General features: G+C 64.3%; 21 protein-coding genes, 1 tRNA gene and 2 pseudogenes. 12 read left to right on the top strand and 12 right to left on the bottom strand.

Going from position 1 to position 24,663, the window contains the following annotated elements:
• The first annotated feature begins 17 nt into the window (after nt 1–17).
• Both HWN72_RS00410 and HWN72_RS00405 read left to right on the top strand, forming a co-directional pair.
• The gene (locus tag HWN72_RS00410; protein WP_008828313.1) at nt 18–788 is read left to right on the top strand and encodes a CpsD/CapB family tyrosine-protein kinase; all 771 of its coding nucleotides are present in this window, start codon (nt 18–20) and stop codon (nt 786–788) included.
• A 34-nt stretch (nt 789–822) separates the two neighbouring features.
• Nucleotides 823–1,788, top strand: coding sequence for a hypothetical protein (locus tag HWN72_RS00405; protein ID WP_069708793.1), 966 nt, complete (start codon nt 823–825; stop codon nt 1,786–1,788).
• 117 nt (nt 1,789–1,905) lie between these two features.
• Here the strand turns inward: HWN72_RS00405 and HWN72_RS00400 are convergent, their stop codons facing one another.
• Nucleotides 1,906–3,222, bottom strand: coding sequence for a glycosyltransferase family 4 protein (locus HWN72_RS00400; protein WP_211149483.1), 1,317 nt, complete (start codon nt 3,220–3,222; stop codon nt 1,906–1,908).
• A 235-nt stretch (nt 3,223–3,457) separates the two neighbouring features.
• Between HWN72_RS00400 and HWN72_RS00395 the strand changes: the two genes are divergently transcribed.
• From HWN72_RS00395 to HWN72_RS00380, 4 genes are all read left to right on the top strand, one after another.
• Nucleotides 3,458–4,609, top strand: coding sequence for a cell wall hydrolase (locus HWN72_RS00395; protein WP_211149482.1), 1,152 nt, complete (start codon nt 3,458–3,460; stop codon nt 4,607–4,609).
• Nucleotides 4,610–4,710: 101 nt separating this feature from the next.
• The gene (locus HWN72_RS31765; RefSeq protein WP_211149481.1) at nt 4,711–6,762 is read left to right on the top strand and encodes an acyltransferase family protein; all 2,052 of its coding nucleotides are present in this window, start codon (nt 4,711–4,713) and stop codon (nt 6,760–6,762) included.
• Nucleotides 6,759–8,369 carry a GMC oxidoreductase gene (locus HWN72_RS31760; protein WP_211149480.1) on the top strand — a complete coding sequence of 537 codons (1,611 nt, stop codon included), beginning with the start codon at nt 6,759–6,761 and terminating at the stop codon, nt 8,367–8,369. The genes HWN72_RS31765 and HWN72_RS31760 overlap by 4 nt, the downstream gene beginning before the upstream one ends.
• A complete protein-coding gene (locus HWN72_RS00380) occupies nt 8,366–9,124 on the top strand; it encodes an SDR family oxidoreductase (protein WP_211149479.1) in 759 nt (252 codons plus the stop codon). Before HWN72_RS31760 ends, HWN72_RS00380 begins: the two co-directional genes overlap by 4 nt.
• A 52-nt stretch (nt 9,125–9,176) precedes the next feature.
• On the opposite strand, the pseudogene HWN72_RS30910 reads toward HWN72_RS00380, so the two are convergent.
• Nucleotides 9,177–9,263: pseudogene (locus tag HWN72_RS30910) on the bottom strand (transposase); the annotation flags it as partial.
• Between the two features lie 338 nt (nt 9,264–9,601).
• Here HWN72_RS30910 and HWN72_RS00375 point away from each other — a divergent pair.
• The 5 genes from HWN72_RS00375 (at nt 9,602) to HWN72_RS00355 (ending at nt 11,798) form a co-directional block, all read left to right on the top strand.
• Nucleotides 9,602–10,111 (top strand): helix-turn-helix transcriptional regulator, encoded by a 510-nt coding sequence (locus tag HWN72_RS00375; RefSeq protein ID WP_008828305.1) that lies wholly within the window; start codon nt 9,602–9,604, stop codon nt 10,109–10,111.
• Nucleotides 10,112–10,211: 100 nt separating this feature from the next.
• On the top strand, nt 10,212–10,505 hold the full coding sequence (locus HWN72_RS00370) for a hypothetical protein (protein ID WP_008828304.1): 294 nt from the start codon (nt 10,212–10,214) through the stop codon (nt 10,503–10,505).
• A 54-nt stretch (nt 10,506–10,559) separates the two neighbouring features.
• Nucleotides 10,560–11,000, top strand: a complete 441-nt coding sequence (locus HWN72_RS00365; RefSeq protein WP_069708788.1) for a hypothetical protein — start codon at nt 10,560–10,562, stop codon at nt 10,998–11,000.
• The gene (locus HWN72_RS00360; protein ID WP_008828302.1) at nt 10,975–11,448 is read left to right on the top strand and encodes a hypothetical protein; all 474 of its coding nucleotides are present in this window, start codon (nt 10,975–10,977) and stop codon (nt 11,446–11,448) included. The genes HWN72_RS00365 and HWN72_RS00360 overlap by 26 nt, the downstream gene beginning before the upstream one ends.
• Nucleotides 11,449–11,480: 32 nt before the next feature.
• Complete coding sequence (locus HWN72_RS00355; RefSeq protein WP_037517656.1) at nt 11,481–11,798, top strand: hypothetical protein; 318 nt, start codon at nt 11,481–11,483, stop codon at nt 11,796–11,798.
• 23 nt (nt 11,799–11,821) lie between these two features.
• On the opposite strand, the gene HWN72_RS00350 is transcribed toward HWN72_RS00355, so the two are convergent.
• From HWN72_RS00350 to HWN72_RS00330, 6 genes and pseudogenes are all read right to left on the bottom strand, one after another.
• Nucleotides 11,822–12,124, bottom strand: coding sequence for a hypothetical protein (locus tag HWN72_RS00350; protein ID WP_008828300.1), 303 nt, complete (start codon nt 12,122–12,124; stop codon nt 11,822–11,824).
• Nucleotides 12,125–12,421: 297 nt separating this feature from the next.
• A complete protein-coding gene (locus HWN72_RS00345) occupies nt 12,422–14,062 on the bottom strand; it encodes an FMN-binding glutamate synthase family protein (protein ID WP_211149478.1) in 1,641 nt (546 codons plus the stop codon).
• Nucleotides 14,059–15,768 carry a thiamine pyrophosphate-dependent enzyme gene (locus tag HWN72_RS00340; RefSeq protein WP_211149477.1) on the bottom strand — a complete coding sequence of 570 codons (1,710 nt, stop codon included), beginning with the start codon at nt 15,766–15,768 and terminating at the stop codon, nt 14,059–14,061. The genes HWN72_RS00345 and HWN72_RS00340 overlap by 4 nt, the downstream gene beginning before the upstream one ends.
• 182 nt (nt 15,769–15,950) lie before the next feature.
• Nucleotides 15,951–16,184 (bottom strand): annotated as a pseudogene (locus HWN72_RS30905) (tyrosine-type recombinase/integrase); the annotation flags it as partial.
• Nucleotides 16,185–16,396: 212 nt separating this feature from the next.
• Nucleotides 16,397–16,470 (bottom strand) — tRNA-Gly (locus HWN72_RS00335).
• 285 nt (nt 16,471–16,755) lie between these two features.
• Entirely contained in the window at nt 16,756–18,732 is a 1,977-nt protein-coding gene (locus HWN72_RS00330; protein WP_211149476.1) for an acyltransferase family protein, read from the bottom strand.
• Nucleotides 18,733–19,142: 410 nt separating this feature from the next.
• Between HWN72_RS00330 and HWN72_RS00325 the strand changes: the two genes are divergently transcribed.
• Nucleotides 19,143–20,489, top strand: coding sequence for a malonyl-CoA decarboxylase domain-containing protein (locus HWN72_RS00325; protein ID WP_211149475.1), 1,347 nt, complete (start codon nt 19,143–19,145; stop codon nt 20,487–20,489).
• Between the two features lie 148 nt (nt 20,490–20,637).
• Here HWN72_RS00325 and HWN72_RS00320 read toward each other — a convergent pair whose 3' ends face one another.
• The 4 genes from HWN72_RS00320 to petA form a co-directional block, all read right to left on the bottom strand.
• Entirely contained in the window at nt 20,638–21,174 is a 537-nt protein-coding gene (locus HWN72_RS00320; RefSeq protein WP_211149474.1) for an adenine phosphoribosyltransferase, read from the bottom strand.
• Nucleotides 21,175–21,280: 106 nt separating this feature from the next.
• On the bottom strand, nt 21,281–22,120 hold the full coding sequence (locus HWN72_RS00315; RefSeq protein WP_211149473.1) for a cytochrome c1: 840 nt from the start codon (nt 22,118–22,120) through the stop codon (nt 21,281–21,283).
• Nucleotides 22,121–22,146: 26 nt separating this feature from the next.
• A complete protein-coding gene (locus tag HWN72_RS00310; RefSeq protein WP_008830912.1) occupies nt 22,147–23,448 on the bottom strand; it encodes a cytochrome b N-terminal domain-containing protein in 1,302 nt (433 codons plus the stop codon).
• A gap of 23 nt (nt 23,449–23,471) precedes the next feature.
• Nucleotides 23,472–24,005, bottom strand: a complete 534-nt coding sequence (gene petA, locus HWN72_RS00305) for a ubiquinol-cytochrome c reductase iron-sulfur subunit (protein ID WP_008830913.1) — start codon at nt 24,003–24,005, stop codon at nt 23,472–23,474.
• Nucleotides 24,006–24,663 lie beyond the last annotated feature (658 nt).

The following is a 24,663-nucleotide window of genomic DNA, read 5'->3' as shown; positions in this document are numbered from 1 at the left end:
ATAACGGGAGCAGGCCCATGAACGCCGAAGTGCCATTCATTCCGCAAGGCGGCATCGAAGTCCCCGCCGTCGCCGGCATCACCTTCACGCCCGATGCCGCGCACCTGGCCGACAACCACATCGTCGGCCTCGCCCCGCCGAGCAACGAGCTGCGTCCCTTCACGATGATCCGCTCGGCCTTGCTCGACCATGCCCGCGCCACCGGCACCCGCGTCTTCGCGGTGACCTCGGCCGAGCCCGGCAACGGCAAGACGCACATCACCCTCAACCTCGCCATGGCCATGGCGCGCATTCATCCCACCGTCCTCGTCGAGCTGGACCTCCGCCGCCCGGCCCTGGGCGAGCGGCTGGGCCTGCCGGACGACTACGCGGGAGTGGAGGACTACCTTGCCGGTGAGTGTCCCTGGAGCGCCACGCAGGCGCGGATCGAGGGGCTCGACCTTACCGTCCACCGCGTCCGTAGCGCGCGCGACGATGCCGAGGTGCTGCTCGCCTCCAACGCACTGGCGCTGGCGCTGCACAACCGGCACTCGATCGACAGCGGGACGATCTGCATCATCGACACGCCGCCCGCGATCCTCAGCGACGACCTCGCGCTGATCGCCCGCAATGTCGATGGCATCCTGATCGTCGCGGAAGAAGGCCGCACCGCCAAGGCCGCCCTTCAGGAGATCATGCAAGCCGTCAGCCCGACGCCGATCATCGGCACCGTGCTCAACCGGTCCATCTCGCAGACCGCGAGGCGGGTCGATTACGGGTACTACAAGAGCGGCTCCAGGCAGGCCTGAAGCGGCCGCACACCGCCCCATACCGGAGGATGCAATGACGATCCTGAAGCTGAAAGCGCGCGCCCGATGGCTGCGCGACCTTCCCTCGCAGACGGCGCTTGCGGTGCTCAACGAAAAGCGCCTGCGCCTCTGGCTGGGCAAGCGACACCGGGCCGCCGTAAGCCGCCATGCCCGCCGCCTGCCGGATCTCGACGCCATCGGCAACGACATCGTCGCGCAGCTCAACCGCAAGGGCGTTTGCGTGACCACGCTAGACGCGCTGAAAATCCACGGCGCCGCCGAGGTGGTCGAGACGGCATGGGCTCTGTCCAGCGACTTCGCCCCCGAAGCCCGTGCGCTGGCCGCCGGGGGCAGGCAGTTCATCATCGTTCCGCCCGCCGAGATCGTGCGCAACCCCAACATCTACCGCATCGGCCTGCACGAGCGTCTGCTCGACATCGTCGAGAGCTACATCGGCCTGCCGGTCGCCTACGACGGCGTCGCGATCAATTACACCGTCGCCGACGGGCAGGAGGTCGCCACCCGCAAGTGGCACCGCGACCGGGAGGACCGGCGCATGCTCAAGGTCGCGATCTATCTCCACGACGTCGATGAGGAAGGCGGGCCCTTCCAGTGCATCGCCCGGCAGGACACCATACGCAACGACATCGACGGCTACCGCTACGAATTCGGCGAAGATCCGCTGCTCAAGGCGCGGCTGGGGCCGGACTACATCGACGACATGGTAAGCTGCACCGGCCCGAAGGGCACCGTGGTGTTCTGCGACACCGCGCGCTTCTTCCATCGCGGCAAGCCCGCCACCGCGCGCGACCGGGCCGCGCTGTTCTACAGCTACTTCGCCAGCCCGCCGCGCCATCCCTTCCTGTGCGAACGCAGCGGCATCGATCGCGGTGAAGCATTGGGCATGATCGAGGGACTGGACGAACGCCAGCGCCGCGCCGCGCTATGGCGCCGCCAGCTCTCGCCGGTCATGCGGATGATCCCTCCCGCCAGCGTCTGACGCGCGGGTCACCCTTGTCGGAGCCCGATTTTCCTCGGTTGAAACACTCGTAGTCATCCCCGCGAAAGCGGGGATGACGAGGCTGATCGCGAGCGCAGCATGTGCTCGCAATGACGATCAGCGCACCAGCGGCTCCAGCAAATCCACCATTCGGGCCGCGCAGCGTTCGGGATCGTGGCGTTCGAGGACGCGGGCGCGGGCACGCTCGCCCATTTGCTCCAGTTCCTCAGGCCAGGCATCGAGCGCGGCGTCCAGCGCCTGCTCGATCGCATCCACGCAGCCAGAAGGCACCAGCCAGCCGACCTCACCGTCGACCAGTTCCGGGATTCCGGCGATGGCCGTGGCAATGACCGGGCGGCGCAGCGCCATCGCCTCCATGAGCACGACCGGCAGCCCCTCGGCGAAACTGGGCAGCACGAGTGCGCGGGCGGAACGCAGGGCATCGCGGATCGTCTCCGGACTCGCCCAGCCGTGCAGGGTGACGGTACCGCCCAGCCCCAGCCGCGCGATCTGGGCCGCGATGATCGCCTCGTCCTCGCCGCCGCCGATCAGGTCCAGCCGGATCGGGCGGCGGGCGGCAACCCGGGCGACGGCCTCCAGCAGCAGCGGCAGGCCCTTCTGGGCGCTGAGACGCGCGACGCAGACGAAGCGCGTGTCGTCTCCGGGCGCGCCCTCGATCGTCGCCGCGTCATCTGCCGCGAGCCCCGCGAAGAACGCCGGGTCCGGTGCGCAGTGGACGACGTGGATGCGCGGCCAGTGATCCGGGTGCGACCAGCGCATCAGCTGCCCGCGGCCGAAGCTGGACACGCCCACCACGAAGGCGGCCTCGGCGATCTTGCCCGGCAGGTCGAGGCCGCGCGGCGCATCGAATTCGTCCGGGCCGTGCGCGGTGAAGCTGTAAGTCACCGGCGCCAGCCGTGCCACCAGACGCGCCACCATCGCCGGGTTCGTCCCGAAATGGGCATGGAGATGCGAGACTCCCGCCGCCTCCAGCCTGCACGCCAGCAGCGCGGCTTCGGCGAAGTAGGCCAGCGCACGAATGCGATTGCCGCTTCCGCCGGTTCGCCAGGCCAGTTGCAGCGCGCTCAAGGCGGCTCGAGGGTGCCGGGCAAAGCGATCCAACATCGCCGACGCAAGCGCCCCTCGATCCTCCAGCAGCGCCGTAGTGCGGGCCGCCTCGGCGCGCTCAGCTGCATCTGCGGGGGCTTCTCCGGCACGGCGCACGGTGAAGCGGTGGACCGCGAACCCCTGCCGCTCCAGCGCCGCGATCTCGGTCTGGATGAAGCTGTGGCTGATCTTCGGATAGACGTTGCTGAGATAGGCGATCGCCGCGCGCGCGCGGGGCGGCGAAGCACGGCGTGAGGCGCCTGCCCACTGCATACCCGAATCGTGCCTGAAGGCGAGCGGCGCGGCGGCCGGTTCGATGATCTCCATAATCCCGTCATTATGCTCCCTGCGGGAGCCCACGGCATTGCGGGTTTTACTTAGGGAATTGACGGTGGGAGCCCCGGGAGCGTGATCCCCCGGATGCCCCCCGGGTGCCCACCGTGGGATGAATCGGTTTCACTGCGGGAGACCGGTCTTGTCGGCATTTGCCGCCTTTCGTTCCAGATGGTTGGGCAAGCATCGGAACCGCGAGCAGCCGTCGGCCGGGCGTGGGAGGACGGTCATGCGCCGGGCCATGGTCAAGGGTAGGACGTGGCTCGGTGCATGCCTGGCCCTCGTCGCCGTCGCCACCGTTCCCGCCCAGCACCCCGTCGCCAGTCCGCTGCCGCGCTTCACCGCGCCGCCGGTGGTGCGCGGCGCCTTCGACGCGCCGGACGATGCTCCGCTGCCCCCGGCCGATGCGCAGTCGCAACTGGCGCGCACCTTCAACGCCGCCGTGCCGCTGGCGGGGGGCGTCATCATCGCGGCCCAGCCGTTCTACTTGCGCGCCGCGCCCGAGGATCTGGCACGCGCGACCGACTGCCTCGCCGCTGCGGACTACTACGAGGCGGGCCTCGGCATCGCCGACCAGCGCGCGGTCGCGCAGGTCGTGCTGAACCGGGTACGCCACCGCGCCTTTCCCGCCAGCGTCTGCGGCGTGGTCTTCCAGGGCTCGGAGCGGCGCACCGGCTGCCAGTTCACTTTCACCTGCGACGGCTCTCTGCTGCGCCGCACGCCCTCCGCAGAGGCTTGGCAGCAGTCCCGCCGCGTCGCCACCGAGATGCTGCTGGGCCAGGTCGATCCGACCGTCGGCCTGGCCACGCATTACCACACCGACTGGGTGAGCCCGGCCTGGGATCGCACGATGGACAAGATCGCGGTCGTGCGCACCCACCTGTTCTACCGCTGGCGCGGCACGCAGGTTTTCGAGATGCGCCACACCGGCAGCGAGCCGGACATCGCGATGCTCGCCCGCATCTCCGACGCCCATCGCGCCGCGACGGTCGGCTCCGAAGCGCCGCAGCTGCAGTTCCTGCCGGTTATCCCGACCGGACAGCCTCCCCTTACGGCACCGACACCGCCGGCCGCGCCGAGGTCGGGTCTCGGCAGCGTCCTGGCTGCACCGCCACCGAACGTCTTCCTCGTGACCCTGCCCGCAGGCGGCACCCCCGCCAGCTTCCGCGCTATGGCCGAGCAGCGCTGCGCCGGGGTGAGCCAGTGCCGCTTCATCGGCTGGACCGACGCCGCCCGCACCCCCCGCGCTCTGCCGATGCCCGGCAGTTCGGTCGATGCGATTACCTTCATCTTCGAGCGCCGCAGCACCGCCACCGCGCCCGAGAACCTGCGCTGGGACTGCACCCGCTTCGCGCCTGAAGGCACGGGGCATTGCATCTGATGCGCAGGGGATGCCCCCTTCCGAAAAGTTCGACCGACCTTTGCCGAATTCCGCCGGGACGGCCCGGAACCTAGACATTCCATCGAGGGAGAAATCGCAACGTGTCGGCAGCCCAGCATGGACCTTATCGCCGGGAAATAGACGGACTGCGCGCCATCGCGGTGCTGGCCGTCGTGCTCTACCACTTCGCGGTGCCGGGCCTGAAGGCGGGTTTCGTCGGCGTCGACGTGTTCTTCGTGATCTCCGGCTTCCTGATCGGCGGGATGCTGTGGTCCGAGCTGCTGGATGCGGGCCGGATCGACCTCGGCCAGTTCTACCTGCGCCGCATCCGCCGCCTGGCGCCCGCCTTCTTCGCGATGGGCGCCGCCAGCGCAGTGATCGGCTGGTTCGTGCTGCTCCCCTACGAGCTGCGCAACTTCGGCAAGGAACTGATCGCGTCCAGCCTGTGGATGTCCAATGTCCTGTTCTACCGCGAGGCGGGCTACTTCGATTTCGGCGCCGACAGCCGGGTGCTGCTGCACACCTGGTCGCTTTCGGTGGAGGAGCAGTTCTACATCTTCCTGCCGCTGCTGCTGACCGTGCTCGCACTCGCGCGTGTCGGGCCGAGGGTGATCCTGGGCGTGCTGATCGCGGTCTGGGCAGGCTCGCTGCTGGCCTGCGTGGCCATGACCGCCGGCTATCCGGTGATGACCTTCTACCTCTTCCCGTTCCGCGCGTGGGAAATGCTGTCAGGCGTGCTGCTGGCGATCGCGCTGCGCGGCGCGGCGCTGACCCCGCGCCTGCAGGCCGTGCTGGCAAGCGCCGGGTTCCTGCTGCTCGCCGCCTCCTTCCTGCTGATCGACAGCGCAGGCTTCCCCGGCTGGCAGGCCCTGCTTCCAGTGGCGGGCAGCGCCGCGCTGCTGGCGGGAGCGACCAATGCAAGAGGCAACCCCGGCACCGTGCTCTCGCACCCGGCGATGGTCTTCGTCGGGCTGATCTCCTACTCGCTGTATCTGTGGCATTGGCCGCTGCTGATCCTCTCGCGGTACTGGCGCGGGCACTATGCCTCACCGCTGGAGACCGCCGCATGGCTGGCGCTGGTCTTCGTCGTCGCGACGCTGAGCTGGCGCTTCGTCGAGCAGCCCTTCCGCCGCAGCCGCCGCGTCACTTCGCCAGTGCTGCTGGGCAGCGCAGCCGTGGCCGCCGGCGCGACCCTCGCGGTCGGCGCGGTGACGTTCCTCGCCAACGGCCTGCCCGACCGCTTCTCCCCCGAAACGCAAGTCTACATCGCCGCCTCGAGCGGATTCCTGCAGGACACCAGCCGCTGCCGCCATCCAGAGAACGGCCCGCTCGCCGGTATCCGCACATGCGCCATCGGCCCCGACGGCCCGCCCGAGGTGCTGATCTGGGGCGACAGCCACTTGCGCGCGCAGATGGACGGCCTCGCCATGGCCGCGCGCGAGGCGGGGCGGCCCGGCATCATCATCTGGCGCGCCGGATGCCCGCCGCTGTTCGGCCTCGCCAAGCAGGAGAGCGCATCGACGCCCGACCAAGACGTCCTCTGCGCCGAGGAGAACCGGCGCATCCGCGCGGCGATCCGGCAATATCCCGGCATCCGCCGCCTGCTGCTGGTCGGCCGCTGGGCCTACTACGCCGACGGCCGGGGCGTGGGCCGCGACGCTCACAACCTCATTACCCTCTCCCCCGATGCCGGGTCCGGCCTCCCGCAGGGGGACGGACAGGCCGCCTTGTTCGGCGCCGCGCTCAAGCTCACGGTGGCGGAGTTGAACGGCGAGGGCCGCGAGGTCTACCTCCTGCGGCAAGTCCCCGAACTACCCCAGTTCGACAGCATCCGCGTCGCCCGCGATCTCGCCTACGGACGGCTTACCCCCGATCAGGCCCGCACGCTCGCCAGCGTGCAGATGGCCCCCCTGCGCGATCGCAACCGTCAGGCGGAAGCACCGATCGACCAGCTCGTCGCCGAACGGCAGGTGCGCCTGATCGACCCATGGCCACGGCTCTGCCACGGCAGCTGCAGCGGCATGGTAAAAGGCGCTTCGCTCTATTTCGACAACAACCACATGACTTACGAGGGCTCGGTGCGCCTGCGCGACCTGTTCGTGCCGTTCCTCCTCGGCACCGGCCCCACGACCATAGCGGCGGCGAGCCAGTGACCCCGGGCGAACTCACCGAAAAACATTGGGACGTCATCGTCATCGGCACCGGCATCGGCGGGGGTACGATCGGCCGCCGCCTTGCCGAGCGCGGCCTTTCGGTCCTGTTCGTAGAGAAGGGCCGCGCCGGACACCGCGCCGAGCAGAACCACATGGCAAGCGACGAGATCACCGATCCCGTCGCCCGCCTCGTGCGCGGATCGTGGCCCGAGACCATCCACGCCCGCATCGAGGGACAGGAACACCGCGTCCATCCCGCGATAGGCGCCGCCGTTGGCGGCTCTTCCGTCTTCTACGCCGCCACGCTCGAACGGCCCGAGCCGCACGATCTCGACCACAGCGCCGAGCGCCCGCACCCAACTAACGGTTGGCCGGTCAGCTTCTCTGCGATGCTCCCCTACTTCGACGCGGCGCAGGCCCTGTTCGAGGTGCGCGGTCAGCCGGACCCGCTCGCCACCCACCCGACACCCAACCTCACGGTAGGCCCCGCGATGTGCGAGGGCGATGCCCGGCTGATGGAGGGCATGCGCCGCTCCGGCCTGCACCCCTACCAGTTGCACAGCGCGATGCGCGGCCTCGACGGCTGCGGCTCGTGCCTCGGCCGCAAGTGCCCCCGCCCCTGCAAGCTCGACGGCCGTTCGGCCGGGGTAGAACCCGCCCTCGCCACCGGCCGCGCCGCCCTCGCCGATCGCTGCGAGGTTACCGAACTTCGCGGCGACGGGGGCGGCGTTACCCGCGTCGTCGCCCGCCGCGATGGCGAGGCGCTGGAGTTCACTGCCGCCCACGTGGTGCTGGCCGCAGGCGCACTGTCCTCGCCGCGCATCCTCCTCGCCTCGCGCTCGGACTGGGCCGAGGGCTGCGGCAATGCGCATGGCCAAGTCGGGCGATACCTGATGTTTCATCTGAACGAGATGTTCGCACTCTGGCCCCGGCGCAAAGAGGGCTACCCGCAAGCCGCCAAGTCCATCGGTTTTCGCGACCTCTACTATGCCGAGGGGCACCGCTTCGGCATGGTGCAGGCGATGGGGCTGGATGCAGGCGAAGGCGAGATTCTCAGTTACCTGCGCGGCAAGATCGCACGCAGCCCGCTGCGCCGCCTGCCCGGCGCGAGCCAGATGGCGCGCATACCCGCGAAAGTCGCGGCGCGGGTTCTGGGGCAGGCCAAGGTCTTCGTCGGTCTGCTCGAAGACATGCCCTATGCCGAGAACCGCGTCTCCGCCGATCCCAACCGTCCCGGCGGTATCCTGATAGACTACCGCTTCAGCCCCGAACTCCACCAGCGCCGCAAGCTGTTCCGAAAGCTGATCCGCGCCTCGCTGGGACGGCAGCGCGTTCTGTTCCTGACGTATCAGCCGGAGCTGAACTTCGGCCATCCCTGCGGAAGCCTGCGCATGGGGACCGATCCCGCGAAGTCCGTCGTCAATGCCGAGTGCCGGGTTCACGGCATGCGCAACCTGTGGGTGGCCGACGCCTCGTTCATGCCAACCTCGATGGGGGTCAACCCCAGTCTGACCATCGCCGCCAACGCGCTGCGGGTCGGCGATGCGATTCTCAAGGCTGCGGGAACATCGGACCTGGAACACCGTGCCATGAGCCTCGTGTCATGACGCTGGCCATCGTCACCGGGGCCGGTCAGGGCCTTGGCCGCGCGGTGGCGCTGGAACTCGTCGCGCGCGGCTGCATTGTCGCGGGCCTCGCCCGCAGCGAGAGCGACCTTGCCGCCACGTCGAAGCTATGCGCCACCGCCGGGGCGTTCCACCCCATAGCCTGCGACGTATCCGATTACGACGCCCTGCGCGGCGCCTTCGACGCGATCCGCCGCATCGGCCCGATCGCCATCCTCATCAACAACGCCGCCGTCTACCCCCGCCGCGATTTCCTCGACGAGACGCCCGAAAGCTTCATGCACACGATGGCGATCAACCTGGGCGGCATGGTCGCCTGCAGCCGCCTCGCGCTGGAGGACATGGTGAGCCGGGGCAGCGGCCGCATCGTCAACGTCACCAGCTTCGCCGACCTCGCGCCGATCCCGGCGAGCGGCGCCTACTCGGTCTCCAAGGGCGCGGGACGAATCTTCACCCGCGCACTGGTCGCGGACCTCGAGGGGCGCTTTCCGGACATCGTGATCAGCGACTGGATCCCCGGTGCCCTGCGCACCGCGATGGGCCTGCCCGACGGCATTCACCCGGCCGACGCAGCCCGCTGGGGCGCCGAACTCGCGCTGTCGAGCGATCCCTCGCTGAACGGCACATTGTGGGAGCGCAACAACGAGGTCCTGGAGCCGCAATCGCTCAAGCGGCGGGTGTTCAACCGCCTGATGCTGCGCCCAGCGCCGACGCCGAGGATGCTCTGCGCTGCGTGAGCCATAGAGGTAGCGGGAACGGGATGAGCCACCGCCTTCCGCTTGGCACCAGGCGGCACACGTCCGCCGTCGCCATTCCGGCCTCCTGCTCCTTCGATACCGCGATGATCTGTTCCTCGCTGAACCTGCTCCGCTTCATATCCATCCGACCCCTTCAAGGGGCGGACTCTGCTCAAATCTGGAGGAAATCCACGGGCTCAGACCAGCGGCTCTGCCGACGATACACCGCAGTTGGCGCGGTCGGAGCAACCTGCGAAGGCAGAGCTTGGCCGCGCCAAAGGCGCGGAGGCAGTCATCTTCACCTGCTCGCCGAGCCAGGTTTGCCAGACTTGCATCCCGCGCCGGGCGATGAATCGGTAACTAACGACTTGGGCACTGCGTCAATCAAGCGAGGTTACCGGTTGCAAACAGTGCTAGGATGCTTTTCAGCCTCCAACCGTGTGTGGAAACGAAGGGCGAGGCACGAGGGGCTGCAAGATGCGGGAATGGTCAGAAGGGGAGCTTCGGCAAAAGCTGTCTGCCCGGCAGTACGAGGTTCTCTCGCTGGTTGCCCGGCACCTGTCTTCCAAGGAGATCGGCGCAAGCCTTGGGCTGTCCTACAAGACCATCGACAATCATGTCGCCGACCTGATGGTCAAGCTGGGGGTTTCCAGCCGGGCCGATGCGGCGCGTATTTTCCTAGACGCATCAAAGGGTAGGGAGCGGCTACCTAGTGCGCCGCAACCGCTCGACAGCGACGAGGATGCCGAGGCACAGAGCACTCGTCCGGAAGAAACGAGAGCCGGAGCAGAAGACCAAGCGAGGGCAACGCACCCTCGATGGGAATTCTCGCGGCTCCTCAGTCTTCCTCCGGTCGGGGGCTCCCGTCATGACCTGACGATGGCGCAGCGCATGGCGATGATGGGACAGGTTGCGCTTGTCTCCGTCGTCGGCCTGGCCGCGATCGTCACGGTGATGGTCGGAATTCTCAGCCTGCTCGGCAGGTGAGCTTCACTTCACGGCAAACCTCAGCGTGATTCACGCATCGGAGAAACATATGCGTCTTTCGGAAGCAGGCGGACGAGCGGTCGCCACGGAAATTTCTGGCATGTTCAAGAGCGTCGACACGGCCCTTTTCGATGCCGCGCGCCTTGCCGCGACCATCATGGAGACCAATGCCGCATCCAGCGTCCCGCCGGCCCATCTGCAAAGTGCGCTGGATTCGGCTGCAGCCGGTTTCGCCAAGCTGGTGGAGGGCCGCAAGGACATGGTGCAGATGCATCGCAAGCTCGCCTTCATCAAGGGCGAGTCACAGCACCGGGAGACGGATTGGGGTTGCTTCGGCGACGATAGCCCGAGCGGGCTGCTGAAGACCCCCGAGACGGCGACGGCCCGAGTGTAATCCGGAAAGGGGTGATGGCCTTGACGTCGAACGTCGCAGGTTGAAGTCAAGGCCATGCTCCTGAACCTCGTCTTCGGAATACTCATGTTCGTGTCCTGCCTGCCAGCGCTGCTGTGGGGCGGGTGGGAAGGGCGCAGGATATGCCTCATGTTCGTGGTCGCTGCGCTGGCGACCTATATCGGCGCAACGACGTTCAAGACCCAGATCAGCCTCGCGCACTCCACGGTCATGGTGGACTTCGTGCTGCTCATCGGCCTCGCGCATCTCGCGGCGAAGACCGACCGGTACTGGCCCTTGTGGATATGCGCGTTTCAAGCACTCAGCGTCATCTCGTTCCTGGCCTGGGAAATCGTTCCCAATACGCCCCGGCTGTTCAAGGCTGCCTCGGCGGTGTGGAGTATCCCGCAACTGATCGTTCTGTGCGTGGGTCCAATACTCGACCTTCGGCATTCCTCCCGGGGAGCGCGCCGTGCTGAACCTCCATACGCTGACTGACGAACTGGCGCATATCCTCGGAGATCACGCCGAGATCGAGTGCGAGATCGACAACGTTCAGTCCTATCTCGACGGGATTGCCGCACGCCGCAAGGTTGCCCCCGACATCGATGAATGCGCCTGGCTGATGCTCCTTGGCCTTTACCGGGCGGGCAGTGCTCGAAAGGGGGAAATGACCGTCGCGCAGGTTTGTGCTGCGGCGGCCTGTTCATCGAGCAAGGCCATCACGCACGTTTCCTCCTTGCTCAAGGACGAACTGGTCTGTTTTCAGGCAGAGGATGACCGGTCGCAACCTCCTCTCGTCATCACGAAAAAAGGGAGCAAGATGGTGAGCGCATGGCTATCGCTCATGCATCTCGGCGCCCGTACCCCGATAGCTGTCACAACGACATCGATCGTTTCCGCGCTCGAGACCCTTGCCAGGCGCAACAGCCCCGCCGCCGATTGATGGCGCGGCCAGGCCAAGACATTGAGACATTCATGAGCACCACATACTGGACGGCGTTCGGTATCGCCGACCAACCAAGGCAGGGGCGTTCGCAGATCGACCGCAGGCGCGCGCTCATCGAGGTCGTGTCGAAAATCGCGTGCAGCGCGGTCTGGACTGAAACGCCAGATTTCATGATCTTCGATTCCCGGATCGCGATAGACGACATCACGGACCGCTTCAAATCAGCCATCGACGATGAGGTGGATCTGTTCGTTCTGGTCTGCACGCATTCGAAAGCCGGGCGGATCGTTGGCGCGAACCCGGACAAGGATATCTTCAAACTGATGACCTCGATCGAGTCAGGCTGAGACCTGAGCCGACACTCGCCAGATCAGCTGGGGAAGTTCGCATCCACGAACAACCTCGTGAACTCGAACGGACTGATCTCCAACCCCTGTTCACTGGCGGATCGCCTGCTGGCCTCCCAGACAGAAGCGATCTCGGAAACGTAGCCCTCGCTGAAGCTCATCCGTTCAGCGACGATTTCAAACCAGGGCCGCGTTCCTTCAGCCTGGACAAACGTCGGGGAGAGGAGGTGGATTGCCTGTTCCTGCTGCTCGGTCAGTTCACCGATCGCGCGCAGCACGAAGGAGTCGAGATACTGGAGAAATGGCTTTTCGGCATAACGCATCATGGCCTGGCTCCCTGACGGGCAGTATAGACCCAAAGGTCCCCGGCATCCAGCCGGGAACACGCAAGTGCTGGAATAACAACCTCTTCCCGCAGTTTCATTCGAGCATGAACCACAGTCGAACTGCCCTTGCTGCAAGATTTGTTCCGCCGCAGTCCGTGTCGTCGTAAAGGCAGGCTGGAGCCTGCATATTTAAACACAATTTATGCTTCTCTCTCCGCAGGAGCAGGCAAATGAACGAAGATTCGATCGCCGGCATTTCTGCATTCCGGTGAATTGCACGGTCGAAGTGGCCGATTGTCAGACTTCGCATCGCTTGAAAGAGGTTGGATCTGCCTGCGCCCACCACTTCGCAGTGCGAGGATCGCGAGCGCCGGAAAGCAGTTCACCGGGTTCAACGAAGGCATAGAGCTCATCAACGGAACGCATCTCCACCGCACTGATACGCTGGCGCAGACCGTCCGGGGTGAATTCATCGGGCGACTGTAGACCGCAGGCAACGACGATGTCGTGAAGCGCTTCAAGCGTCGTCCGTTGGAAACGGGCGACGCGCTCGGCTTTCTCCGGGATCACCAGAGCCCGCTGACGCGCCGGTGACTGCGTGGCGACACCGGTTGGGCACGTATCCGTGTGACAGCGCATGGATTGCACGCAGCCCAGCGAGAACATGAACGAACGCGCGGCATTGCACCAATCGGCACCCAGCGCTGCATTCATGGCAATACCCGCACCGGAACTTACTTTGCCCGATGCTGCCAACTTCACGGGCCCTTTCAGATTCGCTCCCACCAGCGCGTTACGCGCCAGGATCAATCCTTCTCGCAGCGGCATTCCTACCCGGTCGGAAAGTTCCGTCGGCGCTGCGCCGGTTCCGCCTTCAGCACCGTCGATGACGATGAAGTCCAGAAGGATTCCCGTCTCCAGCATAGCCTTCGTCACGGCAAAGAGCTCGTGCGGGTAACCTACGCACAGCTTGATGCCCACCGGCTTGCCGCCCGACAACTCGCGCATGCGGGCGGCAAATTCGACCAGCTCGATGGGCGTGGAGAACGCTGAATGCCAAGGCGGCGAAAGGCAATCCTCGCCCTCGGGCACATCGCGTGTCCCGGCGATCTCGCGGGTTACCTTCGGGCCGGGCAGAAGGCCCCCATGCCCCGGCTTGGCGCCTTGGCTCAACTTGATTTCGGTCATCTTCACGGCATCGTTCGCGGCCCGTTCGGCGAAGCGGCCGGGATCGAATCGGCCCTCCTTGTCGCGGCAGCCGAAATAGCCCGAACCGATCTCCCAAACGACGTCGCCACCGTGCTTCAGGTGATAAGGTGACAGGCCGCCCTCGCCGGTGTCGTGATAGAATCCGCCTATCTTCGCGCCCAGGTTCAGCGCCTCGATAGCGTTCGCTCCCAAGGCGCCGAAGCTCATGGCCGAAATATTCAGCCGTGCCGCATCATACGGCTGCGAGCACTGCGCGCTTCCGACGTGCACGCGCGTTTCCTTGGGGGCGTCACGCGAAGGCGCAATGCTGTGTGCCAGCCATTCATATTCGTCGGAATAGACGTCGAGTTCGGTTCCGAAGGGGTGGGCCGCGACATCGCCCTTGGCGCGCGCGTAGACCAGCGCTCGCTCGTCGTGGCTAAAGGGCCGGCCGTCGAGATCGCTCTCGACGATATAGGCGCGCAGGAAAGGCCGCAGCCATTCAAAGAACCATCGGAAGCGTGCGGACGCTGGGTAGTTCCGGCGCAGCGAATGCCTCGTCTGGAACAGGTCCACCAGCGAAATCACCAGAACAGGCAGGCTGGCTAGCAGCAGCCAGAATGCCATCGGATGGCGCGGCCCCGCGACAAGCACGGCGACCGTTGCAGCCAGCGCCGCCAGCAGAACGAGATTGCGCGACAGCGCATGGTCGCGGGTCAACGCGGCGACCAGCCCGGGCCAAGTGCTCATGGGAGCAAATTGCGGATCAGGCCCGCGACATCGCGGCCCCGGCCGCCCAGCAAGGCCTTTGCAGAATAGAGCGCCATGCCCGCCACCTGCCCGGCCTCGACTTTTGGCGGCATTACCAGTTCGAACCGGTCGGTCACCACGTCCAGCAGTGCGGGTCCGGGCGTCGCCAGCCAATCCCGCACCGCGCCTTCCAGTTCCTCCGCCTTTTCCACTCGGCGCCCCCAGAACCCGACCGCTTCGGCAACGCGGCCGAAGTCGGGATTGAGCAGGTCCGTATAAGTGTCCAGCAACCCCTCCACCTTCTGCTCGATCTCCACGAAATCGAGCGCGCTGTTGTTGAACACGGCGACCTTGATAGGCAGCTTCTCCTGCACCGCCGTGAGCAGGTCACCCAGCATCATCGCGAGCCCTCCGTCACCTGAAAGCGAGATCACCGTTCGATCAGGGTATGCTGCCTTGGCGCCCAGGGCCTGCGGCATCGCGTTGGCCATCGTCCCATGGCTGAGGCTGATGACGGTGCGGTTGTGCCCAGTTGAGGTGACGTGACGCAGGCACCACACCATCGGTGAACCGCCGTCTGCGGTGTAGATTGCATCGTCGGGCGCCAACCGGGAAATCGTCTCGGTCAGGTATTGCGGATGGATCGCCCCACCCTTGCCGATGTGCGCGTGCTTGCCCTGCCGTTCCTCTGTCTTCGCCCGGTGCCCCAGGCAGTCGTCGAGGAAAGCACGGTCCGAACGAGCCCGCAAACGGGGCAGCAGTGCACTCAAGGTAGCCTGAACATCCCCGACGACGCCCAGGTCTACCGGATGCCGGCGGCCAAGATGGGTGCCGTCGAGATCGACCTGGATGATCGTCGCCTTTTCAGGATAGAACTGGCGCCAGGCGAAATCGCAGCCGAGCAGCAGCAGCGTGTCGCACGCCATCAGCGCGTGGTAACCGGCGTCTCCGCCAAAGATGCCGGTCATACCGACATCGAAGGGATTGTCGTGTTCGAGGAAGTCCTTTGCGCGCGAGGTATGCGCGACCGGGGCCTGAAGTGCGTGCGCCAAAGCCACCACCTCGTCGTGCGCCTGCTCGCAGCCAGAGCCGCCGTAGATGGCGATCTTCTTGCCCTTGCCCAGCAGGCTTGCGATCTGGTCGAGTTCCGGGTTGGAGGGGCGCACCAGCGGATTTGCACGGTGCACCGCGAAGGGCGGCTCCTCGGGCGCCTTTGCGCTCGATATGTCGGCAGGCACGATCAGCACTGCGACCCCGCGTTTGGCCAGCGCGGCCTGTGCGGCCATCGCGGTCTTGCGACGGGCCTGCTCCGGCGTGCGGATTTCCTCGCAGAACACCGAGCAGCTTTGGTAGACCGAGCGGAAATCCACCTCCTGCGGAAAATCGAAACCCAGTTCGTCGCGCACGATCTGGCTTGCGATCAGCACCACCGGCGCACGGTTGCGATGGGATTCAAACAAGCCGTTTATGAAATGGAGGCTGCCTGGGCCGCACGACCCCGCGCACAGCGCCAGTTCGCCGGTCAGCAGCGCATCCGCTCCGGCCGCAAAACCGCCCGCTTCCTCATGCCGCACGTGGACCCATCGGATGTCACTGGTTCGGATCGCATCGGTCACGTGGTTGAGCGTATCGCCCGGCACGCCGTAGCAGCGGGATGCGCCCGCCGCCGCAAGGGTTTCGACGATAACTTGCGCGACAGTCGCCATGAATATTTCTCGTGTGTTGCCAGAAGCCACAAGAGAAAGCCCCGAAGGTTGAGCCTGTTCCGAACGAGTGCCTTCGGCTTTCGTGCACTCCGGACACGCGGCGCCCGCCGTAGATGGTCTGTTCGATGGTCCGGCCTGGCCCGGTCCTAACGATGCGGAATCCAGGCAGCGCGCCGTTTGCCTCACCTTTTACTGTTAGATGCGTTCCTGAGGCTATCGAGATTATCGCTCCACCACGGCGACATAGCCACGCGTTCATTCCAGTGAGCGCCGCGATGGTACGCAGCCCGAACTCTATCGCTATCGCCATGGGCGAGCGCGCGTTCGATCGCATCAGGGTGCCATTTCCCGCTTTCGTTCAGCAGCGTGGATGCTGTTGCTCGAAAACCATGGGCCGTCATTTCATCGGTCGAATAGCAATGTCTGTAAGGGCCGCGCCTTTCGCGAGATGACACCCCCAGTATGGGGGCATCTCCAATCGACCCGAGAACGCGAAACCCCAAAAGACCACCACAATGGCATGGATTCCGGTGGACGGGGGTACGCAAACCCGGACGAACCAAGGCACAAAAACCCTAGGTTTTCTGCGGATTTTATACCATTTTCAGGGTGATTTTTGAAGGGGAAATGGAGCGGGTAGCGGGAATCGAACCCGCATAGCCAGCTTGGAAGGCTGGAGCTTTACCACTAAGCTATACCCGCATTACCGGCCCGCCCAAGGACAGACCGTTGATGCGCTCGCCGCTTGCCACGACGATGACCGCCTCGTCAACGTATCTTTTCCAATCTTCGACATCCATGGCACCGCGACGCCTTTACGAAGCGAAGCGATGCGATCGTCGTTCCGCCTTGCGCCCGGACAATGCCGGTTCACATAAAGATTCGATACTCGGGAAACTGCAGGCGTGGCGTCACGCGTCCTGTGGGGACGACCGCACAATCGACCGTACGATCACGACCTCCATCACCATCTGTTTCGAAATTCAATCACAGAAGATGTTCTATGGTTGAAACCACACTTTTTGCGGCATGCGCAGAAATATGGCTGTCATCCAGAAAGTTTGCATTTCGTCCGTTATAAACCGCACAATACTTTTGATCAGGGCACATTACCGGAAGATAATCGACAAGATCGATCTTGGAGTTCTTACCCACCAACCCTTCAAGATCTTTCTGATAGAACAGCGTATCTGAATAAAGATCGGAGCTGCAATTCCTGAAATCCATATTGCGGTAGGCAGCCCTGCTTGCACAGGAAAACGCTTTATTTTCGCCGGTTGGAGCGATACCCATCAGGATCAGTTTATATCCGCCGGGCGGCAGTTGCTCTCGCATTCTTGAAAATCGATCAGCCATGATGCGCTGGGTGCCATCCGGACTTGCGACTTCATCACCATCCGTCAGCAGTCCACCGCCTGAAAGGTAAGTCCTCCAGTTTCCTGCGACGATAAGCCCCTTCAACTTTGGTATGGCCGCAACCCGTTCGATTGCCTCGCTGTTGAACTGCCGGCAATCGCGGCGCATCTCCGAATTCGGCAACATCGTCGTATCGGGGATAGGCGCACACCCCGCCTTGGTTATGATCAGGCCAGCATAGCCATTGGCATCCGCGATCTCACGAAACGCCGGGATCAACTGAGTGGCATGAGAATTGCCCCAAAGCACCAAAGTGGGCTGCCGGGTGGGATCGCCGATCACGCATTGCGCAGAAGTCGAAAGTTCCGCGCCGCGCATGAGGCAAGGATCGCGCTGGAATGAACTGGACTCGGCTGCGGCCTGACTCACCCAGGCCGGCATCGGGTGCCGCCCCTGCAAGCCATTGGTGAACAGCATCGACGCGCAAACCAGGCCCATCGCAATTACCGGCGCCACTGCCATCGGTGCCCACACCTTCATGCGCGCGCGCGTTGCCGGGATGCGGCGGAAAATAGGCTCCACCCCCGCATACAGCACATGCGCGGCGCCAAACATGACGGCGATCTGGACGAGTTTCACAGCCATCGACACTTCAGTTGTCGAGGCAAGTCCCCAGAATACGATGATGGGCCAGTGCACAAGGTAAAGAGGATAAGAAATCCTCCCGATATATTTCATGACGACGTTGCATAGAAATGAAGAAACCAGGTTTTCGAATTGCCCGCCGAAAATGATCAATGCCGCGCCAATGCAGGGGATCAGGGCGTGCAAACCCGGGAATGGCGTGGTCTTTTCAAAAAAGAAAATGGAATAGCCAACAATCAATATTCCGGCGGATACAAGTACGCCAGCTACGCTCTTTTTAATTTGCAAACCTAGATTGCCGGAAAGGCCAAGAAGGCCTCCGATCGCCAACTCCCATGCACGTGCGGGCAGCATGTAGAAGGAGAAACTGGGATTGCTCTTCAGAAGAAGCTCTGAACAAATAAGACTGATGATGATTACGACCGACAATACAGCCTTGACCCCATGCCTGCCGAAAAACTTCAGCGACAGAACGATCACCATCGGCCAGAAGATATAGAATTGCTCTTCAACCCCTAAGGACCATGTGTGTAACAGCGGCATCTCTTCCGCAGATGGGCTGAAATAGTCGTTTTTCTTAAAGAAATAAATATTTGACAGGGAAATGGACGCAGACAAGGCACTTTTAGAAAAATTTTCCAACTCTGACGGCAGTAATATAAAAACAGCCGCAACGGTCGATGCGATAAGTACAGCAATTAAAGACGGAAATATCCTCCTCACCCGACGTAAATAAAATTCCATTAAATTAAATTTTTCCGTCACACTTCTGTTGTATATATCTTGGGTTATCAAAAATCCGGAAATGACAAAGAAAATATCTACGCCAACAAACCCGCCCGGAATCGCGGAAAAGCCCATGTGAAAAAGCAGCACGCTCAAGACCGCAATCGCGCGCATGCCTTCTATGTCCGGCCGGAACTTGATGAAGTTGGATTTCTCGATTTGTCTCAACTGCGTCATCCGAATTGCCCCTGCCTCATCTTGCGGAAACAGATGAGGTAGAAATACGGAAGCCGAACAAATTGGGTGATGTCAACATCGATTGCGCTGCATCGCAGCATGCGAAGGCGAACTCGAAAGAACTGTCGAAACAGTACTTCCGGCCCATCCCGCTTGATCCTGCAGCCCCGCAAGATTCCAAGGTTCCTGGCTGAAGGCGTTTGCCGGAGCCCAAACGCCGACATCCGTGACACTTTGGTGCGCGTCGACCGATCGCCAGGGCGGCTTCTGCCGTTCAAGGCACGGAAAACTGCCGATCCGGACTATTCCTCCTGTCCCGAACGCCGCGCATCGCGGCTTCGACGTATTCTCTCGCAGGTGCAGCGATGATAGCCTGACATCTCAAAGCTGCTGACGAGAACGAGGTCATCATGAACACGCCCCGGACGCGCACACCCGCCGAGACTGCCTCCGCGCGGCGGCGCAACCCGCTCGATCTGCTGATGAATTCCGGACTGGGCAAGCTGCTGCGCGGCATCGGCGTCGCCCCCCGGCCAGCGAGCGGGGAGAGCCTGCTCGACCTTGCCGACGCCCTGCTTTCGCTGCGCGGGCGCGCTTCCGGCCCGGCGCTCGCCTCGGCGTTCTTCGATCTCTACGAAGCGAGCGACCTTGCCGCGCGGCAGGAATTTCTCGGCAAGGTGCACGATCTCCACCCGGCCGACGCCAAGGCCATCGACCAGGCCATCGCCAGATGGAACGACAAGCGGGACGAGGCTTCCGCCCTCGCCCTCAACGTCGCCAGCAAGTCGCCCAGCCGGCGGCTGATCAACCAGCTCAACCTGGCGCCGCAGGGCACCCAGCGCCTGATCGACTTGCGCGAAGACCTGCTGGCGGTGCCGCGCTCGGCCTCCACCTCGGGCCTGGCCGCGCTCGACCGTGATCTGGAGAACGCCTTCACGGCCTGGTTCAATGCCGGCTTCCTCGAACTGCGGCGGATCGGCTGGGACAGTTCGGCGCAACTGCTGGAGCGCATCATCCGCTACGAGGCGGTCCACCAGATCCAGGGCTGGGAAGACCTTCGCCGCCGCGTCGAGCCGGTCGACCGGCGCTGCTACGGCTTCTTCCACCCGCAGATGCAGGACGATCCGCTGATCTTCGTCGAAGTCGCGCTGACGCAGCAGATTCCCGGCTCCATCCACGAGATCATCTCCGAGGAGCGTGAGACGATCGCCCCGCGCGAGGCCAACTGCGCGATCTTCTATTCGATCAGCAACTGCCAGGTCGGGCTGAAGGGTATCCCCTTCGGCAACCACCTGATCAAGCGCGTGGTCGGGCTGCTCAAGGAAGAACTGCCGCACCTCAAGACGTTCGCCACGCTCTCGCCGGTGCCGGGCTTTGCCAAGTGGTTGGCGAAGGAGCAGGACGCCGATGCTCCGGTCCCCGGTGCGCAGGAATTGCGGCGGCTGGCGGCGCGCTACCTGGTCGAGGGGAAGAAGAGCGGGCAGCCGCTCGATCCGGTGGCGCGATTCCACCTCGGCAACGGCGCACGGCTTGAGGCGGTGCATGCCAATGCGGACCTCTCCGCCAATGGGCAGAAGCAGGCGCACGGCGTCATGGTGAACTACCTCTACGATCTTGCCGACATCGAGGCGAACTTCTTTGCGCTGACCGAACTGGGCACCGTCGTCACCTCGAAGGCGGTGCAAACGCTTCTGGAGGAGCCGGAAGGCGGGGCGAAGAAGGGTGGGAAGAAGGCCAAGGAGACGGTGGCGGCCTGAGCGGCAGGTCCACCCTCCCACCCCGCCGCGACTAAGTCTTGCGGACTAAGTCTCGCTGCCCCTCCCGCTTGCGGGAGGGGGAAACCCGACCTCTCATTCCCCTCCCGCTTGCGCGAGGGGGCAGGGGTGGGCTTTTTCCCTTAGCGCCTCAATGCCCCTCAAAGGCCATCAGCGCCTCGGCCGGAACGCCTGCATCGCGCAGCCGCTGCGCGCCGCCGAGGTCAGGCAGGTCGATGGCGAAGAGCGAATGCACCACCTCACCCCCTGCCCGGCGTAGCAGTTCCACCGCCGCCAGCGCCGTGCCGCCGGTGGCGATGAGATCATCGACCACCACCACGCGGGCGCCGTCCGGCACCGCGCCCGGATCGACCTCCAGCGTGTCTGTGCCGTATTCCAGCGCATAGTCGATCGCGAGGACCGGGACCGGCAGCTTGCCCGGCTTGCGCACCGGCACGAAGGGCAGGCCCATGCGCGCCGCCATCGCCGCGCCGAACACGAAGCCGCGCGCCTCGATCCCGGCGATCACCTCGGCCCCGGCCGCTTCGGCACGGTCCGCCATGTGCCCCACCGCCGCTGCGAAGCCGGGGCCATGGCCGATCAGGGTGGTGACGTCACGGAACAGGATTCCGGGCTTGGGGAAGTCGGGGATCGTGCGCACCAGCTGGCGGAGGTCTTCGACGGTCACTTTTGCATCTCCGGCAGCTCATAAGCAAAGCGCCCCGCCATCACCGTGGATGGCGGGGCGCCGGAGCCCTTAGCAGGTGGAAGCGCTTACGTCAGCGCTTCTTGGATCAGTGCTTCTTGCCCGCCCAGATGTTGCGGTAGGACATATAGCCCAGCACCGTCGCGAAGATCAGGAAGAGCACCACGGCAAGGCCGGTCTGGTTGCGCTTTTCCAGCTTCGGCTCGGCGGTCCAGACGAGGAAGGCCGAGACGTCCTTCGCCATCTGGTCGACCGTCGGCTTCGGGTTGCCCGGGCTGTATTCCACCTGACCGTCGGCAGTCAGCGGCGGCGCCATCGCGAGGTTGAGGTTCGCGAAGTACGGGTTGTAGTGCAGGCCGTCAGGCGTCTTGGCGTCCGGGAACTCCTTCAGCAGCGCGGCGGGCTGGGCCTGGAAGCCGGTCAGCAGCGAGTAGACGTAGGGGCCGCCTTCGTGGCGCGCCTTGGTCATCAGCGACAGGTCTGGCGGGATCGCGTTGTTGTTCGCTGCGCGCGCGGCCGTGTCGTTGGCGAAGGGCTTGGGGAAGTAGTCGGTCGGCAGGCCCGGACGGGTGTTCGCCTCGCCGGTGGTGGGGTCCACGCCGGGGACCTGGAAGCCCGCCGCGATTGCCTTCACCTGGCCTTCGGAATAGCCCAGCGCCGCTAGGTCGCGGAAGGCGACGTGGCTGAGCGAGTGGCAGGCCGAGCAGACTTCCTTGTAGATCTGGAGGCCGCGCTGCAGCTGCTGCTTGTCGAACTTGCCGAAGGGGCCGTCGCTGGCGAGGTGGAGTTCCTTGGGGTGCAGGTGGAACTCGTGCTCGGCAGTCGCTGCGGGCGGTTCGGTGATCTGCGTGTAGGCGCCCTTGCCGAACGACCACGCCAGCGCGACCGTGAAGAACAGCCCGACGAGGATCGAGAGAATGCGTGCCATGTCTTTCGTCTTTCGTTCTGGCTGGATCAGACGGCCGAAGCCGGGGCGGCGGAAACGTCGAGTACGGCCTCGTCATCCTTGCCGAGCACCGATTCGGTGATCGAGAACGGCAGCGGCAGCGGCTTTTCGATCGCCGAGACCACCGGGATGATGATGAGGAAGTGCGCGAAGTAGTAGAGCGCCGCCAGCTGCGAGATCATCACGTAGGGCTCTGCCGCCGCCGCACCGCCGCAGTAGAACAGCACCAGCATCGCCGGGATCAGGCCGAAGAAGAAGAACTTGCGGTACAGCGGACGGTAGCCGCCCGAACGCACCGGCGACTTGTCGAGCCAGGGCAGGAAGAACCACACCAGGATCGCGCCAAACATGGCGAGCACGCCCATCAGCTTGGCCGGGATGAAGAAGAAGTCCTGCGTGAAGGCGCGGAGGATCGCGTAGAACGGCCAGAAGTACCATTCGGGCACGATGTGCGCGGGCGTGCTCATCGGGTTCGCCGGGATGTAGTTGTCCGGGTGACCGAGCGCGTTGGGGAAGTAGAACACCGCGATCGCAAAGAGGATCGCGAAGACGCCGATCGCCCAGCCGTCCTTGGCGACGTAGAAGGGGTAGAACGGCACCGTGTCCGAGCTGGACTTCACTTCCACGCCGGTCGGGTTCGACGAGCCGGGGATGTGCAGTGCCCAGATGTGCAGGATCACCACGCCCAGGATCACGAAGGGCAGCAGATAGTGCAGCGAGAAGAAGCGGTTGAGCGCGGCGTTGTCAGGCGCGAAACCGCCCAGCAGCCACTGCTGCAACGGCTCGCCCACGAAGGGGATCGCGCCGAACAGGCCGGTGATGACCTTGGCGCCCCAGAAGCTCATCTGGCCCCAGGGAAGCACGTAGCCCATGAAGGCGGTGGCCATCATCAGCAGGAAGATCACCACGCCCAGCAGCCACACCATTTCGCGCGGCGCTTTGTACGAGCCGTAGTAGAAGCCGCGGAAGATGTGGATGTAGATGACGACGAAGAAGGCCGAGGCGCCGTTGGCGTGTGCATAGCGCATCAGCCAGCCCCAGTTCACGTCGCGCACGGTCATCTCGATGGTGTCGAACGCCACGGCGGTATTGGCCGCGTAGTGCATGGCCATGACGATGCCGGTGACGATCTGCAGCACGAGGCAGAGCCCCGCAAGGAAACCGAAGTTCCAGAAATAGTTGAGGTTGCGCGGAACCTCGTAGCCACCACCCACGGCATTGTAGACGAGGCGCGGGATCGGCAGCCTGTCGTCCATCCACTTCATGAAGGGATGCGCGGGGGTGTAGTGCTTTGCCCAGGGAAAGCTCATGTTCTTGATCCTCTCTCTTGGGCTCAGCCGATTTTGACGACGGTGTCGGACGAGAACTCGTACTTCGGCACCTCGAGGTTCTTGGGCGCGGGGCCTTTGCGGATGCGCGCCGCGGTATCGTAGGCGGAACCGTGGCAGGGGCAGAAGTAGCCGCCGAACTCGCCCTTCACTTCACCTTCGCCGGCGCCCAGCGGCACGCAGCCGAGGTGGGTGCACACGCCCATGGTGATGAGCCAGTTCTCCTTGCCCTCCTTGGTGCGCTCCTCCAGCGTCTGGGGATCGCGCAGCGAGGCGACGTCCACCTTGTTGGCGGCCTCGATCTCGTGCGGGGTCAGGTTGCGCACGAAGACGGGCTGCTTGCGGAACACCGCCTTGATCGCCTGTCCGGGCTGGATCGCCGAGATATCGATTTCGGTGGAGGAAGCCGCGAGAACGTCGGCCGATGCCGACATCTGGCTCACGAGCGGGACGACGATCCCGATTCCTGCAACGCCTGCAGCGCTGACTGCGGCGATGTTGATGAAATCGCGCCGCCTTACGCCCTCTGTTTCTGCCATGTTTGCCCTTGCCTTGCTTTCGACAACCCTCTCTGCCGGAGGTGCGGCAGGAGGTCTATCAGACCGAATGGTATCCTGGTATCCCCCGTACCGGTTGCGAGCCATGGGCAAAACCCATGAATCTCCCGGCTTTGGGGCTTCTGTTATACATGAACGTGGCCTGTGCCAACCTTGATTTTGGTCAAGGCAAGCTACTGTAACGGACGGAAGTTAGGGCGATCGGCTTGGCGATACCGGTGATTTCGGGGTGGGACGGTGGTGATGGCGCGTTCGGGCTGCCGAAGCATGGCAGGCCGCAGCGCTCGGCCTCGGGGGGCTTCGACAAGCTCAGCCTGAGCGGGTTAAGGGCCTATCAGTGAGACGCCGATGTTGCGCCCCTGCCTTCGTCATCCTGAACTTGGTTCAAGATCCATCGGGCAGCTGGCGCCGAAGCCGGAAGGCGAAAACCGCACCTTCGATTTAGCCGCTCACGAAATGGGCGATCGGCCTGATGGCCCCTGAAACAAGTTCAGGGTGACGGCGGATTTGGGTAGGAAGCAGCTGCTTTATCCTCCCTGTTCCGTAGGAATGGGGAGGTGGCAGCCCGCAGGGCTGACGGAGGGGTTTCTCCCCCTCACTCGTATAACTTCGTATAATGTATGCTATACGAAGTTATTAC

The organism is Novosphingobium sp. HR1a, from assembly GCF_015594425.1.
Taxonomy (GTDB): Bacteria; Pseudomonadota; Alphaproteobacteria; order Sphingomonadales; family Sphingomonadaceae; genus Novosphingobium; species Novosphingobium resinovorum_A.
This window is presented reverse-complemented; position numbering and strand designations above follow the sequence as displayed.

Excerpts from the sequence above, each read along its gene's own strand:
- HWN72_RS00410 (WP_008828313.1), top strand. The coding sequence starts at position 18 with ATGAACGCCGAAGTGCCATTCATTCCGCAAGGCGGCATCGAAGTCCCC.
- HWN72_RS00405 (WP_069708793.1), top strand. The coding sequence starts at position 823 with ATGACGATCCTGAAGCTGAAAGCGCGCGCCCGATGGCTGCGCGACCTT.
- HWN72_RS00400 (WP_211149483.1), bottom strand. The coding sequence starts at position 3,222 with ATGGAGATCATCGAACCGGCCGCCGCGCCGCTCGCCTTCAGGCACGAT.
- HWN72_RS00395 (WP_211149482.1), top strand. The coding sequence starts at position 3,458 with ATGCGCCGGGCCATGGTCAAGGGTAGGACGTGGCTCGGTGCATGCCTG.
- HWN72_RS00380 (WP_211149479.1), top strand. The coding sequence starts at position 8,366 with ATGACGCTGGCCATCGTCACCGGGGCCGGTCAGGGCCTTGGCCGCGCG.
- HWN72_RS00375 (WP_008828305.1), top strand. The coding sequence starts at position 9,602 with ATGCGGGAATGGTCAGAAGGGGAGCTTCGGCAAAAGCTGTCTGCCCGG.
- HWN72_RS00370 (WP_008828304.1), top strand. The coding sequence starts at position 10,212 with ATGTTCAAGAGCGTCGACACGGCCCTTTTCGATGCCGCGCGCCTTGCC.
- HWN72_RS00365 (WP_069708788.1), top strand. The coding sequence starts at position 10,560 with ATGCTCCTGAACCTCGTCTTCGGAATACTCATGTTCGTGTCCTGCCTG.
- HWN72_RS00355 (WP_037517656.1), top strand. The coding sequence starts at position 11,481 with ATGAGCACCACATACTGGACGGCGTTCGGTATCGCCGACCAACCAAGG.
- HWN72_RS00350 (WP_008828300.1), bottom strand. The coding sequence starts at position 12,124 with ATGATGCGTTATGCCGAAAAGCCATTTCTCCAGTATCTCGACTCCTTC.
- HWN72_RS00345 (WP_211149478.1), bottom strand. The coding sequence starts at position 14,062 with ATGAGCACTTGGCCCGGGCTGGTCGCCGCGTTGACCCGCGACCATGCG.
- HWN72_RS00340 (WP_211149477.1), bottom strand. The coding sequence starts at position 15,768 with ATGGCGACTGTCGCGCAAGTTATCGTCGAAACCCTTGCGGCGGCGGGC.
- HWN72_RS00330 (WP_211149476.1), bottom strand. The coding sequence starts at position 18,732 with ATGACGCAGTTGAGACAAATCGAGAAATCCAACTTCATCAAGTTCCGG.
- HWN72_RS00325 (WP_211149475.1), top strand. The coding sequence starts at position 19,143 with ATGAACACGCCCCGGACGCGCACACCCGCCGAGACTGCCTCCGCGCGG.
- HWN72_RS00315 (WP_211149473.1), bottom strand. The coding sequence starts at position 22,120 with ATGGCACGCATTCTCTCGATCCTCGTCGGGCTGTTCTTCACGGTCGCG.
- HWN72_RS00310 (WP_008830912.1), bottom strand. The coding sequence starts at position 23,448 with ATGAGCTTTCCCTGGGCAAAGCACTACACCCCCGCGCATCCCTTCATG.
- petA (WP_008830913.1), bottom strand. The coding sequence starts at position 24,005 with ATGGCAGAAACAGAGGGCGTAAGGCGGCGCGATTTCATCAACATCGCC.